This is a genomic window from Klebsiella sp. GG_Kp146 (genome assembly GCF_040061975.1).
Lineage (GTDB): Bacteria > Pseudomonadota > Gammaproteobacteria > Enterobacterales > Enterobacteriaceae > Klebsiella > Klebsiella quasipneumoniae.
Genome location: NZ_JBEAHA010000046.1, coordinates 61783 through 77930, shown reverse-complemented (window position 1 = coordinate 77930; position 16148 = coordinate 61783). Strand labels below are relative to the sequence as shown.

Here is a 16148-nt window from a genome sequence, read left to right as displayed (position 1 = left end):
ACTGGCAGTCAGACCCGGACAGGTAGGCCGGGTAAGGCGCAGCCGCCACCCGGCAAAAAATCGGCGCACGTGCTCCATGCCTCTGCGGAGGCATTTTTTACGTCCGTCTGGCAAACCTGACAAATAACCTGGCAAGAGCAAACAAACGCCCCGGCGCCGCGGGCTGGTAGCTTAAGGGTGACAAAGCCGACATTCGCAGCGGCAAAAGACAACACAACTATAAGATGAGGTCATCATGGCAAACGGCTTGAAATTTTCCCCTCGTAAAACCGCGCTGGCGCTGGCCGTGGCGGTGGTTTGCGCCTGGCAATCCCCGGTCTTCGCTCACGGCAGCGAAGCGCACATGGTGCCACTGGATAAAACGCTGGAGGCGTTTGGCGCTGACGTGCAGTGGGACGACTATGCGCAAATGTTTACCCTGATAAAAGACGGCGCTTACGTCAAAGTGAAGCCCGGCGCTAAAACCGCGATCGTCAACGGCAAAACCCTTGATCTGCCGGTGCCGGTGGTGATGAAGGACGGTAAAGCCTGGGTCTCCGATACCTTTATCAACGACGTGTTCCAGTCCGGTCTCGACCAGACCTTCCAGGTGGAAAAGCGCCCTCACCCATTAAACTCGCTCTCGGCAGCGGAAATCAGCGACGCGGTGACCATTGTCAAAGCCGCGCCGGAATTCCAGCCTAATACCCGGTTTAGCGAAATTTCCCTGCATGAGCCGGATAAAGCGGCGGTATGGGCCTTCGCCCTGCAGGGCACGCCGGTGGATGCGCCGCGCACTGCCGATGTGGTGATGCTGGATGGCAAACAGGTGATGGAGGCCGTGGTCGATCTGCAACACAAAAAAATCCTCTCATGGACGCCGATCAAAGGCGCCCACGGCATGGTGCTGCTCGATGATTTCGCCAGCGTGCAGAACATCATCAACGCCAGCAGTGAATTCGCGGCGGTGCTGAAAAAGCACGGGATTACCGATCCTGGTAAAGTGGTCACCACCCCGCTCACCGTCGGCTACTTCGATGGCAAAGATGGCCTGCAGCAGGATGCGCGCCTGCTGAAGGTGGTCAGCTATCTCGATACCGGCGACGGCAACTACTGGGCGCACCCGATTGAAAACCTGGTGGCGGTGGTCGACCTGGAAGCGAAGAAAATCATCAAAATCGAGGAAGGCCCGGTGATCCCGGTGCCGATGGAACCGCGGCCGTATGATGGCCGGGACCGCAACGCCCCGGCGGTGAAACCGCTGGATATTACTGAACCGGAAGGCAAAAACTACACCATTACCGGGGATACCATTCACTGGCGGAACTGGGATTTCCACCTGCGGCTTAACTCGCGCGTCGGGCCCATCCTCTCGACGGTGACCTATAACGATAACGGCAAAAAACGCCAGGTGATGTATGAAGGTTCCCTCGGCGGGATGATTGTCCCCTACGGCGACCCGGACGTCGGCTGGTATTTCAAAGCCTATCTGGACTCCGGCGATTACGGCATGGGCACCCTGACCTCGCCGATTGTACGCGGCAAAGACGCTCCGTCGAATGCGGTGCTGCTGGATGAAACCATAGCCGACTACACCGGCGCGCCGACCACCATCCCGCACGCTGTCGCCATCTTCGAGCGCTACGCCGGGCCGGAATATAAGCACCTGGAGATGGGCAAGCCCAACGTCAGTACCGAGCGCCGGGAGCTGGTGGTGCGCTGGATCAGCACCGTCGGCAACTACGACTATATCTTTGACTGGGTATTCCACGACAACGGCACCATCGGTATCGACGCCGGCGCCACCGGGATTGAGGCGGTGAAAGGCGTGCTGGCGAAGACCATGCACGACCCCAGCGCCAAAGAGGATACCCGCTACGGAACGCTGATCGACCATAATATTGTCGGCACCACCCACCAGCATATCTATAACTTCCGCCTCGACCTCGACGTGGACGGCGAAAACAACACCCTGGTGGCGATGGACCCGGAGGTGAAGCCCAACACCGCCGGCGGCCCGCGCACCAGCACCATGCAGGTGAATCAGTACACGATCGACAGCGAACAGAAAGCGGCGCAGAAATTCGACCCGGGCACGATTCGCCTGCTGAGCAACACCAGCAAAGAGAACCGCATGGGCAACCCGGTCTCTTACCAGATCATCCCTTACGCCGGCGGCACCCATCCGGCGGCGACCGGCGCAAAATTCGCCCCGGACGAGTGGATCTACCATCGTCTGAGCTTTATGGATAAACAGCTGTGGGTGACGCGCTACCACCCGAGCGAACGCTATCCGGAAGGCAAATACCCCAACCGCTCCGCTCACGATACCGGGTTAGGCCAGTATGCGAAGGACGATGAGTCGCTGGCGCACCAGGATGACGTGGTGTGGATCACCACCGGCACCACCCACGTGGCGCGCGCTGAAGAGTGGCCGATCATGCCCACCGAATGGGCGCACGCCCTGCTGAAGCCATGGAACTTTTTTGACGAAACGCCGACCCTCGGCGAGAAGAAACAGTAATCTTAACCCACGGTGAAATCGAGCAGGATTTTACCGCCTCTTCCCGGCTGGCCGGCGGCGGCAATCGCCTCCCGCCAGTCGTTCAACGCCACCCGCCGGGCCGGCGGTTGCGTGGTCGTCGGCAGCCGTTGCCAGATTTCGTCGAACGCCGCCCGCCATGCCGCCACGCTGAGGCCAGGCAGCGCCTCCCGCAGATGAAACTTGCGCACCGCCGCGCTGGCGCGCGTCTGGATCAGCGGCCGTCCGGATAATAAGCCATAGGAGATCAGGATCGACGATGCGGGCAGCACCGACAACAGCGTGTTCCCCAGCTCCCCGCCCACCGCGTCAAACACCAGATCGCTGTGCTGGCTGACCTTCTCCACCAGCGCCCGGTCGGCCTCGAGGATGGGATAGATCCCGGCCTGCTCCAGACGCGCCCGATGCTGCGGCGAGCGAATAATACCGCTTACCGAACGGGCGCCCATGGCCAGCGCCCACTGCCCCAGCAGGCTGGCGCAAGAGGAGGCGGCGGCGGTCAGCACGATCTGTTTCCCGGCAACCGGCCAGCGTCTGAGCATCAGCATCGCGGTCAGCGGATTGATATACCCGCGGGCGGCCAGCAGATCGTCCACCGCCGCGGGAACCGGCACCAGCCAGGTCTCATCCAGATCGATAAACCGCTGCCAGGTGCCGCCCCCGCGCAGGGGCAGCACCCGCTGGCCCGCTGTCAGCCGGCTGCCGAATGGCGCGGCGACCACCTCGCCAAGGCCTTCGTAGCCGGGCACGGCCGGCAGTCGGGTACGGTGGCGATAGGCGCCGGTAATGGGGATCAGATCTGAGGGATTCACCGGGGCATAGCGCATCCTGACCCGCACCCGTCCGCCGGCCAGCGGCGCCAGCGGGGTGCGTTTCAGCGATAGCACCGCGGCCGGCGGCCCGTAGCGGTCATAAACAATGGCGTCATTGAACATCGACAGGCTCCAGACAACGAAAGGCGGGATCATAGCAGATCCCGTCCGCAGCCGCTTACGCCGGTGGCCAGACCTGGGGGAACAGTGGCGAATCCAGCGGGTCGCCGTCCCGCAGAGTCAGTTCGGGGAACGGCGGCGAGGTCACGCCGCCGCGGTCGGCAAACGCGGCGTCATCCCCCACCCAGCGGGCGGAGAAGACCCGTCGCGCCCGCGCCCCGGGGTTGCCGCGGGCGCCATGGACGGTGCGAAAATGGAAGGCCACCGCGTCCCCCGGCTCCAGCGCCCAGCTGACGATATCGTACTCATCCTCATGGGCGTCGATATCCGGCAGCGCGCTGAACCGGGTGTGCTCGTAGAGCTTTGTGCCATTGAAGCGGGTGGGACTGTACTCCGCCTCCCAGCGATGCGACCCGCGAATGCAGCGCAGCGAGGTGGCCTCCGCTACCGGGTCCAGCGGGATCCAGAAGCTGACATTCTGCCGGCCGGAGACGCAATAGTACGGCTGATCATGATGCCAGGGGGTGACCGTGCTGCCTCCGGCGGGTTTGACCAGCGTATGCTCATGGAAAAATTTCGCCGTCTGCGACTGCATCAGCGCCGCGGCGATCTCCGCGGCCGCCGACTGGAAGACAAACTCGCTAAACGCCGGGATCCGCGACCAGTTGCAGTAATCCTGAAAGAAAGGCGGCGAGCCATCTTTGGGGATCACCGTGCGCGCATGACCATATTCGCTGGGGCTGGCCATCAGCGCCGTGACCCCCTCGGCGAGGCGCTCAACCCAGGGGGTAAAAACGCCCTTCAGTAATACCACGCCATCCGCCTGCCAGCGGTCGACAGTCGCTTGATCGATATGGGGAGAGTGTTGATTGTGCATCGCTTGGGTTCCTGTGTGGGTGGATCAGGTAAGCGGTTCTGCGGGCTCGGCGCGCATCCACGCGCAAAGCTGGCCCAGCATCGCCATGCAGCGTTCGGTCTGGTCGATGCTGATGTACTCATCGGCCTTATGACCCTGGGCCATGCTGCCCGGCCCGCAGATCAGGGTCGCGACGCCCAACTCATCGAACAGCCCCCCTTCGGTGCCGAACGCCACGGTGGAAAACCGATCGCTGCCGCACCACTGCGCCAGCCAGCGGGCGAAGTCGGACTGCGGATCGCTGAGCAGCGGCGGGTAGTGGCTCAACAGCTGAAACTGGATGTCGCTCCCGCCGCCGACCCGGCGCATCTCCGGCAGCAGCCGGCGGCGGGCGTAGGCCGCCAGCGCCTCGGTGACCGCTTCGGGACGCATCCCCGGCAGGTAGCGGATCTCAAAATCAAAGCGGCAGGACTGCGGGACGATGTTCAGCGCGGCGCCGCCCTGAATGGTGCCCACCTGCAGAGTGCTGAAGGGCGGCGAGAAGCGGCTGTCCAGCTGCCGGGCCAGACCCGCGCCCAGCCGATCCAGGCGATTAATCAGCCTGGCCGCGTAGCGGATGGCGTTCACCCCCTGTGGGGCATAGGCCGAATGGCAGGCCTGGCCCTCGATGCAGCAGCGCATGGCCAGTTTGCCTTTATGACCGAACACCGGCTGCATCTCCGTCGGCTCGCCGATGAGGCACAGCGCCGGTTTCTCCGGCGAGGCCTGCAGAAACGCCACCAGGCTGCGCACGCCGAGACAGCCGACCTCTTCATCATAGGAGAAGGCCAGATGCAATGGCATGCGCAGCGGCGCCGCCAGAAAGTCATCCACTGCCGCCAGCACGCAGGCGAGAAAGCCCTTCATATCGGCGCTGCCGCGGCCATAGTAGCGGCCATCGCGCTCGGTCAGGCTAAACGGCGGCACGCTCCAGTCCTGCCCGTCCACCGGGACCACGTCGGTGTGGCCCGAGAGCATCACCCCGCCGCAGCCGGACGGCCCCAGCCGGGCGTAGAGATTGGCCTTACCGCCCGACGGGTCATAAAAGCGGCGGGACGCCACGCCGCGGGCGGCGAGAAAATCGGCGATCCAGTCGATCATCGCCAGGTTCGAATGGCGGCTGGTGGTATCAAAGGCCAGCAGCGCGGCAAGGATCGCTCCCGGCGTGTTATTCATCGCCAGGCACGCCATAGGCTGGCGCCTCGCGCGGGTCGAGCGCCCGGGTAATATAGGCCTCCATTTGCGGCTCCCACGCCAGCCACAGCTGCTCAAGGGCCGCCAGCGGATCCGCCTCCGCCCAGTCAATGCGCAGGTCGACCACCGGCCATGGGTAATCATCCACCACCTTCACCGCCGCCGAGTGGACCGGGCCGGCCTCGCCCCCGGCGACGATCCCGGCGCGCAGCCCGGCCAGCAGCCGGCTGGCCAGCTCACCGGTGGCGGCCTCAAAGGCGCCCACCATCGCGGCGATCACGCCCTGACTGGCCAGCATATTGCCCGCCGCCACGCAGTTATCCCCCGCCAGGGCGCCGCCGATCCCGAGGGTGAACTCCCCACTGAACACCGCTGTGTCGCCGTTGGCGTCAATCGCCGCGACCTGGCGATATTCGCGGAAGCGATCCTCCGCCAGAGCCTGCTTCATGGCCTGCTCAACGCTGGCCCCCGCCTCGATCGCGCTGAGGATCTGCGGCCCCAGCGACGGCAGGGTAATATTCTGACTGGAAACCGCCCCCACGCCGGGCAGCAGCCACGGACAGCGCGACCCGACGGCCATGCTCGATGAACTAATGGCGATGCCCAACTGACCCGTTTCCGGGCAGCGGGCGGTAAGGGAGAGGGTCATTCTGCCGCCTCCCCCTGCCAGTCGTCGGGGATCACCGCCGTGACGTCAATCTCCATCAGCCACTGCGGCTGCGCCAGGGCCGACACCACCACCCCGGTGGAGATGGGGAAGACCCCTTGCAACCATTTGCCCACCTCCTGATAGACCGGCTCGCGATAGCGGGGGTCGATCAGATAAGTGGTGGTCTTGACGATATGCGAGAGGTCGCTGCCGGCCTCTTTCAGCAGCTGTTCGACATTCTTCATCGCCTGCTCCGCCTGGGCCCGCGGGTCGCCGAGGCCGATCAGGTTGCCGGCGAAATCGGTGCCGACCTGGCCGCGAACGTAGACGGTATTCCCCGCCCGCACCGCCTGGCACAGATCGTTATTCAGCGCCTGGTTTGGGTAGGTCTCTTTGGTGTTAAACATGCGAATACGGGTATGGGTTGGCATCAAAGCACTCCTTCAGGAATCGGTTATCAGGACGGCTGGTAGCGCTGATACTGGCGCTGAATGGCGATCTGGTCGGCAATATATTTGGCATCGTGCCAGACGCCCCAGATAAAGGTGGACCCGCGCCGCGACAGCCACGGCAGGCCGAGGAAATAGACCCCCGGCTCCGTCGACACGCCGCGGTGATGCTGCGGCCGCTGCGCGTCATCGAAGGCGTTGACCTTCAGCCAGCGATAATCGGTGGTATACCCGGTCGCCCAGATGATGGCGCCGATCCCGGCCTCGGCCAGGTCGAGGCTAAGCAGCGGGTCGCTGACGCAGGCCGGGTCGGGCAGAAAATCACGGGCGGAGGGCTCTTCGGGCAGCTCCAAACCGTTGCGCGCGACCCAGTCGTCGGCGGCGTCGAGCAGCGCAAGATAGGAGGCATCGCCGCGGCGGATATTCTCGGCCAGGTCGGGGTGGAACAGTGCCCTGGCGCCGTCAAAGCCGCGAGTCTGCCCCACCAGGGTGACCCCCTGATGCGCCAGCTGGCGAAAATCGACGGTATGGCCGCCGCGCGCGCCGCTCACCGCGATAGTGACATGCTCTTTCCCCGGCGCATTGGCCGCAGCGTCCCACATCCCCAGCACGCCGAGCCACCAGCAAAAATCGCGCTGGCGATAGCGACGCGGCGGCCGGTCGTGCGCCCCCACCGACAGCCACACCGCGCGTCCGGCACGCTGTAGCTCATCAGCAATCTGCACGCCGGAGGATCCGGCCCCCACCACCAGCACGCCGCCCTCCGGCAGCTGCTGCGGATTAAAATAGTGCGCCGAATGGAGCTGCTGAATAGCCTCACTCTGCGGGGCGATGGCCGGGATCGTCGGGCGCTGAAAGGGTCCGGTAGCCGCCACGATCCGCTGCGCCTCAATTACCCCCTCGGAGGTGTCGACACGAAAGCCCGGCCGCCCGGCGAGGCGTTCGGCGCTGTACACTTCCACCCCGGTGCGGATCGGCGCATTGAAGCTGCGGGCATAGGCGGCAAAATAGTCCGCAACCTGCTCTTTGCCGACAAAGCTGTCCGGCGGGCAGTCAGGGAACACCATCCCCGGAAACCGATCGTGCCAGGCCGGGCCGTTGGCCACCAGCGAATCCCAGCGCCCGCTGCGCCAGGCCTGGGCAATACCCTGTTTCTCCAGCACCAGATGGGGGATATCCAGCCGGGTCAGATGCTCGCTCATGGCGACGCCCGCCTGCCCCGCGCCGACCACCAGGGTATCGATCTCGGTTATCTGTTCAGTCATTTCTCTATCCTTCAAGCACAGTTGCCGACGAGGTCGCCGGAATTGACGGCTTTCAGGTTATTTAACTGTGACGAATTGGTAAAATATTATAAAACGATCGACTGAATAGAATTTTACGAGGCTGAGTGACGACAGAAAAATAACGCCTGCCGGATCGACAGGCATTATTTCAGCCGTGAGAGGGGGTTAATTCGATACTGCGACAATAATCCATAAACAGTTGCGTCGGCCGCGTCGGCTCATTATTAGCGAGGTGCGCCATAATTAAGGTTGAGGCGGGCATGTCGTCGGCAATATCCCGCTGCACCACCCTTTCGCCATCGTAGGTCATATCGCAGCAGGGCCGGGTGACCAGCACCGAAAAACCGAGCCCCTGGCCGACCATACAGCGCACCATTTCGATAGAGGGGGAGCTGTAAGCCACTTCCGGGTGATAGCCCTTTTCCTTAAAGATGGAGATGAAATAATTTTTACTCGGGACCGCGTCGAGGAGGATCATCGGCTCGCGACTCAGCTCCTGCAGCGTCACCTGCGCCTTTTGCGCCAGCGGATGCGCGGCGGGCAGCAGCGCGTAGGGTTTATGCGGAGCATTAAGCCGCTCTTTATTGATCGAGTGGCCGAGCTCCAGATCGTAGACCAGCGCCAGGTCGAAGCGGCCGCGGTGCAGGCCATGCATCAGCTCATGCTGTTCGCCGTCATACAGATGCAGCGTTATTTCCGGATAGCATTTCTTAAATCCAGCCACCAGCTTCGGCATATACAGCGGAGCTACCGACTCAAAGCAACCGATGGAGATCATGCCAGAAACCAGCTCTTTATCCGCCCGCGAATTCTGCTCAAATTCCCACGACAGGCGCAGCAGCTCCTTCGCTTTATCGTAGATCCTCCGACCGCTGGAGGTGAGCGAGACGCCCTGCGCGTGGTGGCGAATAAACAGCTGCTGGTCGAAGGTGCTCTCCAGATTCTTAATGGCAATGGAAATCGACGGCTGCGCAATGTGCAGCTGGCGGGAGGCCTCGGCGATACTCTCCGTCTCCACCACGGTGACGAAATATTTGAGCTGCTTCAGGGTAAATCGGTTCATAGCATCACCATTGATAAAATATGGTCCGGCGCACGCAGGAAATAGTTTTCCCCTAAGTCCCAAGCAATCCGCGTGCCACCCGCGAAAAATGGCGGCGCATTGCCCGCCAGGGGGCGATATTATTTATTCTCCTCCCTCGCCGGCACGGTTTATTTCCGCTTTTGCACCATCATGCAACACGCTGCACATTGAGCAGGCAGCGGTCGCCCCAGTTTCGCGCAAAATAACCTGCCTGCATAAAATATCGTTATTCAATTGCAGCTATTGTTTTTAAATTGTTTACGCAAAGTATCCTGATAATCACTTTAAATTCCATATCGTTAATAACGCTGTATAGTTTTTTTAAACTTAAAGACCAAAAATTTACTAATTGCCTCTGAAAGCATCCTGCCAGCATAGTGTATTCGCACGATGAACACCGGCGGCTCCCCATTAATGCACAGCCGAGCCGCTTTCATTTAGGTTAATTATGACGAGTGAAATAGCCCATGACGTTTAACTGGAACTACATGTTAAGCCTGCTCAGCGATGCCGATTTTTGGTGGGCCACCTGGACCGTCATTAAATTAAGTCTGCTGACCTGGGGCTGCAGTATTGTGCTCGGATTTATTCTGGCGCTGGCTAAACAGTCGCCGCGCGGCTGGTTATCCACCCCTGCCCGGCTGTATATCTGGTTATTTCGCAGTATGCCGCTGCTGGTCCTGCTGATTTTTGTCTACAACATGCCGCAGGCGCTGCCCTCCTTCGCGCCGGTGCTGAACGACCCCTTCTGGGCCGGCCTGCTGGCGATGGTTCTCAGCGAAGCGGCCTATATCGCCGAGATCCATCGCGGCGGGCTGCTCTCCATCCCCCGCGGGCAGAGTGAAGCCGCGCGAGCCCTGGGTTTACGCTACGCCGGGATCCAGTGGCGGGTGATCATTCCCCAGGCGCTGCGCGTCGCCCTGCCGGCGCTGGCCAATGAGTATATCGCCATCGTGAAGCTCAGTTCGCTGGTGTCGGTGATCTCCCTGACCGAAATATTGATGGTTGGCCAGCAGCTCTACTCGCAGAACTTTCTGGTCATGGAGACCATGACCGCCGTGGCGTTTTATTACATCTTTATCGTCACGGTGTTCGATTTTCTGCTGAAACGGCTGGAGAACTACCTCGATGTCACCCGACGCGACACCGCCCGGCCGGTGGATGCCGAGATGCAGCAGTTGGCGACCGCCCGCCGCCCGGCGATGGCGCGCAGCGTCTCCCAGGGCCAGGAGCCGGCGCTGCAGGCCTCTAAGCTGCATAAGGCCTACAACAACGTCGAAGTGCTGGGAGCGGTGAGCCTGCAGATCCAGCCCGGCGAAGTGGTGTCGGTCATCGGCCCGTCAGGCTCGGGAAAAACCACCCTCATTCGCCTGCTGAACGGTCTTGAGCAGATCGACAACGGCGAAATTCAGATTAACGGCCAGCCCTTTATTCATCTCGACCGCCAGGGGCAGCAGAAGCCGCGCTTTATGGAGAATGCCGAACACCGTCTGAATATCGGCATGGTGTTCCAGAGCTTCAACCTGTTCCCGCATCTGACCGTGTTCGGCAATCTGCTGCTGGCCCCGCGCTATCACCATCTCGCAAGCGACGCGGAGCTGCGCCAGCACGCCTGCGAGCTGCTGCACAAGGTGGGCATGCTGGAACACGCCTGGAAGTATCCGCACCAGCTCTCCGGCGGTCAGCAGCAGCGGGTGGCTATCGCCCGCGCCCTGATGATGCGTCCGCAGATCATGCTGTTCGATGAGCCCACCTCGGCGCTGGATCCGGAAAAAGTGAATGAGGTGCTGCAGGTTATCGAATCCCTGGCCCATGAAGGCATCACCATGGTCATCGTCACCCACGAGATGAACTTCGCCTTCAAAGTGTCTGACCGGATCGTGTTTATGGAGAAAGGCCGGGTGGTGTGCGATGACACGCCGCAGGCGATGCGCAGCGGGCAACACCCGCGGGTCGAGGCCTTTCTGAAAGATGTTTCTCTGGCTTAACTATCGGGACGTGAAGAGGAAAAACTATGATTGCGCAGTGGCAAATTGAGCAGTTTCATCAGCAGGGTTATCTGGTGGTCGAAGGGGTGCTTTCCGCCGCCGACATCGCCACTCTGCAGAGCGATTTTGACGGCTGGGTCGAGGAGAGCCGCCGCCACGCGTCGGCGTGGGGGGAAACCCTCGACGGGCGGCCGCGCTTCGATATCGAGCGCGACCATGCTCCCGACCATCCGTCGCTGCGCCGGGTCGCCTCCCCGACGGAGATCTCCGAGGCGTATCGCCATACTGCGCTCAACTCGCGGATGGCGACCATCGCCGCGCAGCTGATCGGCGGCAGCGGCACCCGCTTTCACCACAGCAAAATTAACTCCAAGCTGCCGCACACCGCCACCGAGGTGAAATGGCATCAGGATTTCCTCTTCACCCCGCACAGCAATGACGACATCATCACCGCCCTGCTGATGGTCAGCGAGGTGACGCCGGAGAATGGCCCGCTCAACGTGGTGCCGGGCAGCCATCAGGGGCCGCTGTGGTCCCACTGGCAGGAGGGTCGCTTCACCGGAGCGGTGGATGACGAGGTGGTGACGGCTCACTGCCAGCAGCCGCAGGCCTGTTTTGGCCCGGCGGGCTCAGTCTGCTTTATGCATACCCGCCTGCTGCACGCCTCCAGCCCCAACGAAACCGCCCTGCCGCGCACCCTGTTCATCAGCGTCTACGCCGCCGAGGATGCGCTGCCCTACGGCGAAAACCCGCTGCCGAGCCGCCATGCCGGCCAGCTGGTGGCCGGGGAAGAGAGCGGTCTGGTGCGCAGCACCGATAACCAGCTTCGTCTGCCGCAGAAGCCGCGCGGCGCTTCGTTTTTTGTTCAGCAGGCCGGTGCCGATCGCGCCAGCATGTAATTCGCCCACACTACGGAGGTTTTATGACACGCTTTTTCGCACCACGCCCGCTGGCTCTGCTGCTCTGCGCAGCGGGGGCTCTGACATCCCTGAACGCGCTGGCCTTCCAGCAAAGCGGCAAGATCACCGCCGGTTCGGACATGACCTTTTTCCCTTACGAGTATATGGAGAACAACAAGCCGGCGGGGTTTGATATTGAACTGCTCGACGGCCTGGCGAAGAGCATGGGCCGCGAGGCGGTGAATATCGATACCCGCTTCCCCAACCTGATCCCCGGGCTGCAGGGCGGGCGCTTCGATATCACCAACTCGTCGATGTACATTACCGCCGAGCGCCTGAAGGTGATCGACATGGTGCCGTACCTGAAAAGCGGGGAAGCGATCCTCGCCCGTAAAGGGAGCGACTATCAGCCAAAGACCCCGGAAGACTTCTGCGGGCATAAAATCGGCTCGATGGGCGCCACCTCGTGGCTGGCGCAGTTGCAGAAGCTTTCCGCCGACTACTGCGTGAAGAAGGGGCTGAAGCCGATTGCGCTGAGCGTCTATACCACCGACCCGCAGACCACCCAGGCGCTGCTGTCGCGCGCAGTGGATGCGCAGATCACCGACGCCGCCGTGGCGCGCGGGGTGGTGGAAAAGCTGGGCGACCGGGTGGTGATCGCCTCTGACACCCTGATCTATCCGGTGCTGAACGGCTTTGGCGTTAAAAAAGGCAACACTGAGGTGAAAACCGCCCTTGAAGAGGCGCTGAAAAAATACAGCACCACGCCGGAATACGCCGCCCTGCTGAAGAAATATCACTTCCAGGCGCCGACGGCAGAGGATCTGCAGACCCTGATGCCAAAAGCGGAGTAATGCCCATGCGCGATACCGATGAAGAGCAGATCCGCATCGACCTGGCGGCCACCTTTCGCATCATTGCCCATCTTGGCATGCATGAGGCGGTGGCCAACCATTTCAGCGCCGCGCTCTCCGCCGACGGGAAGACGTTTTTACTGAACCCGAAGTGGAAACACTTTTCGCGCATCCGCGCCAGCGATCTGCTGGTGCTGAACGCCGATGATGAAAGCTGCGCCGCGCGCCCTGACGTCGATGCCACCGCGTGGGCTATTCACGGGCAGATCCATCAGCGGCTGCCGGACGTGCGGGTGGTGCTGCATCTGCACCCGGTGTACACCACCAGCCTCGCCTGTCTGGCGACGCCGCAGATCCTGCCCATCGACCAGAACACGGCCCGCTATTTTAACCGGGTCGCCGTCGATACGCTGTACGGCGGGATGGCGGACACCGCGGCAGAAGGGGCCCGGCTGGCGGGGCTGCTGGCGGATAAACGCCGTCTGCTGATGGGCAACCACGGGGTGCTGGTGACCGCCCCGACCATCGGCGAAGCGTTCGACGATATCTGGACCCTCGAGCGCGCCTGTCAGATCCTGATCACCGCCTGGTCAACCGGCCAGCCGCTGAAGGTGCTGTCAGACGCGGTGGCGGAAAAAACCGCCCAGGACTGGGAGAAGATTGCCGATTTCTCCCGGCAGCACTTTGCCGAGATGAAGCAGTTGATGATCGACCTCGATCCCTCCCTGGTGGACTAACCCCGCGCCAGCCCGGGTCAGCCCGGGCCATCGCTGGCCGCCGCCAGCAGCGGCACGATGATATCGCTGAGCGGCGTCGGTATGCCGTGCTGACGCCCGCGACGCTGCACCACCCCGTTACGAATATCCCACTCCAGCGGTCGGCCATGCAGGCGATCGATCAGAATAGAGGTGCTCAGGTCGGCAGGCGCCCGATGAAAACCGGCGATAATCTCCTCCGGCACGCTGTCGCTCAGGACGGCTCCTTCCGCCCGCGCCACCTGCAGGCATTCGCGCAAATAGGCCAGTCCGAGAGCGGTGATCTCCTCCCGGGCGAACATCCCGGCGCGTCGTCCGGTCAGCACCATCAGTCCGGCGACGGCGTTCTGCAGCAGTTTACGCCAGGCCACGGTGGTAAAATCGGCCGCCAGCTCCACCGCGCAGCGGGTTCCCGCCAGCGCCTGCTGCACCCGCTCCGCCCCCGGCAGGTCCGGCAGCGTCAGTCGCGGCGCGGCGCGCAGCCAGACGGAAGCATCGGCGTCGCGCTGCGCCGGAAACCAGACCACCGACGGCAGCACCGTCGCGCCGCCGGTCAAAGGGGCAAACTGCTGGCGCTGCTCGACGCCGTTTTGCAGCACGCATACCACGGTGTCCGGCGAACACAGGGCCGTCAGCCAGGGGGCGATGGCCTCCGTCTGGGTGGCCTTCACCGCGACAAACACCAGGTCGAAGGGGGCGGCTATCGCCGTCGGGTCGGTGAGCACCGGGCCGGGCACCACGATCTCACCCTCATCAGTGCGCAGCACCAGCGACGTATGGGCAGTGCGCCCGCAAACCACCGGCGCCCTTCCCACCGCAAACAGGGCGGCGGCGATAGTCGTGCCGATGGCGCCGGGACCAATTAGTGCAACCTCAGGAAATGCTGTCATGCCGAAGACCTCCTCATCATTCACCGCCCTGCGCGGGCAAAGATTGCCCTCCACAGTAGCGAGAAAGCGCGGAGGTCGGCAAGCGGGATGTCGGGAAAAGCGATGCGCCTTCCCCGACGGAGGGCTAGTAACGCACGCAGACCGATTTGGTTTCGCACCAGCCGTCGAGCCAGTCCGGGCCGAAATCGCGACCGGTACCGGACTGCTTCATGCCGCCGAACGGCAGGTTGGCGTCAATCAGGGTATGGCTGTTGACCCATACCGTCCCGGCCTGCAGGCGGTCGGTATAGTTGAGAGCCTGAGTCAGGTCGCGGGTCCAGACGCTGGCGGTCAGGCCGAAATCGCTGTCGTTGGCCAGGCGCAGCGCCTCCTCGCCGTCAGCCACCCGCACCAGGTTCACCACCGGGCCAAACACCTCCTCGCGGGTAAGGCGCAGCCCGGCGTCCGGGTTGACCACCAGCGTCGGCGGAATATAGTACCCCCCGGCATCCGGCCCGGCGCTGCCGCTGATTAGCTCCGCCTTCTGCTGGCGGGCCTCTTCGAGGTAGGCCGCCACCTTGTCGGAGTGGGCCCGGGAGACCACCGGGTTGATCTGCGCCGTCTCCTGCATCCCCGGTCCCACCTGCAGCGATTTCACCGCCTGCTCGAAACCGCTGACCAGGGTGTCAAACAGCGGCGCTTCAATGTAGATCCGCGAACTGGCGGCGCAGACCTGTCCCTGGTTGAGGAAGCTGCCGGTCATCAGCCCCTCAATGACCCACTGGGGATCGGCGTCTTTGAGCACAATCGCCGGGTTCTTGCCCCCCAGCTCCAGCGTCACGCGGGTCAGTCGGTCGGCGGCCACCCGCGCAATCTGTTTCCCGGTGGCCGTCGAGCCGGTAAAGCTCACCTTCGCCACCTGCGGATGCGAGGTCAGCGCCGCGCCGCAGCCGGCGCCGCTGCCGGTGACCACGTTGAACACCCCGTCAGGAATGCCCGCCTGGGTCGCCAGCTCCGCCACCCGCAGCAGGGTCAGCGGGGTGGTTTCCGAGGGTTTGATGACGATCGAGCAGCCCGCCGCCAGCGCCGGCATCACCTTCCACATACCGATCATCAGCGGGAAATTCCACGGAACGATGCCCGCCACGACCCCCACCGGCTCTTTTTTGGTCCACGCCTGGTAACGGGCCCCTTGCGGGAACGGGATCGAGACGTCCAGCGTCCGGCCGCTGATTTTGGTGGTCAGCCCCGCGGTGTAGCGCATCCAGTTCAGGGTGCAGCCGACCTCGAAGGCGCGGGAGATGGCGATGGATTTACCCTGCTCAAGGGTCTCCAGCTGCGCCAGCTCCTCGCCGCGCGCCTCCACCAGATCGGCAAAGCGCAGCAGGATGCGCTCACGGTCGGCCGGGGTGCGACCGGCCCAGCGGCGATCGACGAAGGCGCGCCAGGCGGACATCACCGCCCGGTCGACATCCGCCGGGCTGGCGTCGGCGGTGGTGGCGATCGCCTGCCCGGTGGCCGGATCCCAGACGGTTAACCGGTTTTCGCTCTGCGCGGCGCAGGGAGCGCCGTCGATATACAGGCCATGCTGACGGTCTAAAAACTGCTGGACGCTGGCAAGCAGCGCTATCTGAGAGGTGGACATACCCTTTCCTTATTCTTCGCGGATAGTGCTTTCAGTCTATGTCCGGTTGGCGGCTGGCGCTTTTTTCTCTGTGACATTCGTTTGCGCCGCTGTGACAGTCGCCGCAATTCCGTCGCCTGCCCTGACAG

General features: G+C 62.9%; 14 protein-coding genes. 5 read left to right on the top strand and 9 right to left on the bottom strand.

Going from position 1 to position 16148, the window contains the following annotated elements; all coding sequences use genetic code 11:
* Positions 1-235 precede the first annotated feature (235 nt).
* A complete protein-coding gene (tynA, locus tag ABLU95_RS26150) occupies positions 236-2503 on the top strand; it encodes a primary-amine oxidase (RefSeq protein WP_087849849.1) in 2268 nt (755 codons plus the stop codon).
* Between the two features lie 2 nt (positions 2504-2505).
* On the opposite strand, the gene ABLU95_RS26145 is transcribed toward tynA, so the two are convergent.
* The 7 genes from ABLU95_RS26145 to ABLU95_RS26115 form a co-directional block, all read right to left on the bottom strand.
* On the bottom strand, positions 2506-3489 hold the full coding sequence (locus ABLU95_RS26145; RefSeq protein ID WP_072413118.1) for a zinc-dependent alcohol dehydrogenase family protein: 984 nt from the start codon (positions 3487-3489) through the stop codon (positions 2506-2508).
* A 22-nt stretch (positions 3490-3511) separates the two neighbouring features.
* Positions 3512-4330: a phytanoyl-CoA dioxygenase family protein gene (locus tag ABLU95_RS26140; protein ID WP_044522619.1), complete on the bottom strand. Its 819-nt coding sequence runs from the start codon at positions 4328-4330 to the stop codon at positions 3512-3514.
* Positions 4331-4354: 24 nt separating this feature from the next.
* Entirely contained in the window at positions 4355-5524 is a 1170-nt protein-coding gene (gene argE / locus ABLU95_RS26135; RefSeq protein WP_348880525.1) for an acetylornithine deacetylase, read from the bottom strand.
* Complete coding sequence (locus tag ABLU95_RS26130; RefSeq protein WP_044522615.1) at positions 5517-6191, bottom strand: DUF1028 domain-containing protein; 675 nt, start codon at positions 6189-6191, stop codon at positions 5517-5519. Before ABLU95_RS26130 ends, argE begins: the two co-directional genes overlap by 8 nt.
* Entirely contained in the window at positions 6188-6622 is a 435-nt protein-coding gene (locus ABLU95_RS26125; protein WP_152651252.1) for a RidA family protein, read from the bottom strand. The genes ABLU95_RS26130 and ABLU95_RS26125 overlap by 4 nt, the downstream gene beginning before the upstream one ends.
* A 26-nt stretch (positions 6623-6648) precedes the next feature.
* Positions 6649-7905 carry an NAD(P)/FAD-dependent oxidoreductase gene (locus ABLU95_RS26120; protein WP_087827657.1) on the bottom strand — a complete coding sequence of 419 codons (1257 nt, stop codon included), beginning with the start codon at positions 7903-7905 and terminating at the stop codon, positions 6649-6651.
* 169 nt (positions 7906-8074) lie between these two features.
* Entirely contained in the window at positions 8075-8989 is a 915-nt protein-coding gene (locus tag ABLU95_RS26115) for a LysR substrate-binding domain-containing protein (RefSeq protein WP_004204026.1), read from the bottom strand.
* Positions 8990-9477: 488 nt separating this feature from the next.
* Between ABLU95_RS26115 and ABLU95_RS26110 the strand changes: the two genes are divergently transcribed.
* The 4 genes from ABLU95_RS26110 to ABLU95_RS26095 are packed head-to-tail and all read left to right on the top strand — an operon-like array spanning position 9478 to position 13488.
* Positions 9478-10998, top strand: coding sequence for an amino acid ABC transporter permease/ATP-binding protein (locus ABLU95_RS26110; protein WP_023318097.1), 1521 nt, complete (start codon positions 9478-9480; stop codon positions 10996-10998).
* Positions 10999-11024: 26 nt separating this feature from the next.
* Positions 11025-11897, top strand: a complete 873-nt coding sequence (locus tag ABLU95_RS26105) for a phytanoyl-CoA dioxygenase family protein (RefSeq protein WP_086075385.1) — start codon at positions 11025-11027, stop codon at positions 11895-11897.
* A gap of 23 nt (positions 11898-11920) precedes the next feature.
* On the top strand, positions 11921-12751 hold the full coding sequence (locus tag ABLU95_RS26100; RefSeq protein WP_023289439.1) for an ABC transporter substrate-binding protein: 831 nt from the start codon (positions 11921-11923) through the stop codon (positions 12749-12751).
* Between the two features lie 5 nt (positions 12752-12756).
* Entirely contained in the window at positions 12757-13488 is a 732-nt protein-coding gene (locus ABLU95_RS26095) for a class II aldolase and adducin N-terminal domain-containing protein (RefSeq protein WP_032452631.1), read from the top strand.
* Positions 13489-13505: 17 nt separating this feature from the next.
* Here the strand turns inward: ABLU95_RS26095 and ABLU95_RS26090 are convergent, their stop codons facing one another.
* Both ABLU95_RS26090 and ABLU95_RS26085 read right to left on the bottom strand, forming a co-directional pair.
* Positions 13506-14396 carry an oxidoreductase gene (locus ABLU95_RS26090; protein ID WP_048334934.1) on the bottom strand — a complete coding sequence of 297 codons (891 nt, stop codon included), beginning with the start codon at positions 14394-14396 and terminating at the stop codon, positions 13506-13508.
* A 124-nt stretch (positions 14397-14520) separates the two neighbouring features.
* Positions 14521-16020 carry an aldehyde dehydrogenase family protein gene (locus ABLU95_RS26085; RefSeq protein WP_348880522.1) on the bottom strand — a complete coding sequence of 500 codons (1500 nt, stop codon included), beginning with the start codon at positions 16018-16020 and terminating at the stop codon, positions 14521-14523.
* Between the last annotated feature and the right edge of the window lie 128 nt (positions 16021-16148).

Bases quoted from the DNA above. Each gene is read 5' to 3' on its own strand.
- tynA (WP_087849849.1), top strand. From the start codon at position 236: ATGGCAAACGGCTTGAAATTTTCCCCTCGTAAAACCGCGCTGGCGCTG.
- ABLU95_RS26145 (WP_072413118.1), bottom strand. From the start codon at position 3,489: ATGATCCCGCCTTTCGTTGTCTGGAGCCTGTCGATGTTCAATGACGCC.
- ABLU95_RS26140 (WP_044522619.1), bottom strand. From the start codon at position 4,330: ATGCACAATCAACACTCTCCCCATATCGATCAAGCGACTGTCGACCGC.
- argE (WP_348880525.1), bottom strand. From the start codon at position 5,524: ATGAATAACACGCCGGGAGCGATCCTTGCCGCGCTGCTGGCCTTTGAT.
- ABLU95_RS26130 (WP_044522615.1), bottom strand. From the start codon at position 6,191: ATGACCCTCTCCCTTACCGCCCGCTGCCCGGAAACGGGTCAGTTGGGC.
- ABLU95_RS26125 (WP_152651252.1), bottom strand. From the start codon at position 6,622: ATGCCAACCCATACCCGTATTCGCATGTTTAACACCAAAGAGACCTAC.
- ABLU95_RS26120 (WP_087827657.1), bottom strand. From the start codon at position 7,905: ATGACTGAACAGATAACCGAGATCGATACCCTGGTGGTCGGCGCGGGG.
- ABLU95_RS26115 (WP_004204026.1), bottom strand. From the start codon at position 8,989: ATGAACCGATTTACCCTGAAGCAGCTCAAATATTTCGTCACCGTGGTG.
- ABLU95_RS26110 (WP_023318097.1), top strand. From the start codon at position 9,478: ATGACGTTTAACTGGAACTACATGTTAAGCCTGCTCAGCGATGCCGAT.
- ABLU95_RS26105 (WP_086075385.1), top strand. From the start codon at position 11,025: ATGATTGCGCAGTGGCAAATTGAGCAGTTTCATCAGCAGGGTTATCTG.
- ABLU95_RS26100 (WP_023289439.1), top strand. From the start codon at position 11,921: ATGACACGCTTTTTCGCACCACGCCCGCTGGCTCTGCTGCTCTGCGCA.
- ABLU95_RS26095 (WP_032452631.1), top strand. From the start codon at position 12,757: ATGCGCGATACCGATGAAGAGCAGATCCGCATCGACCTGGCGGCCACC.
- ABLU95_RS26090 (WP_048334934.1), bottom strand. From the start codon at position 14,396: ATGACAGCATTTCCTGAGGTTGCACTAATTGGTCCCGGCGCCATCGGC.
- ABLU95_RS26085 (WP_348880522.1), bottom strand. From the start codon at position 16,020: ATGTCCACCTCTCAGATAGCGCTGCTTGCCAGCGTCCAGCAGTTTTTA.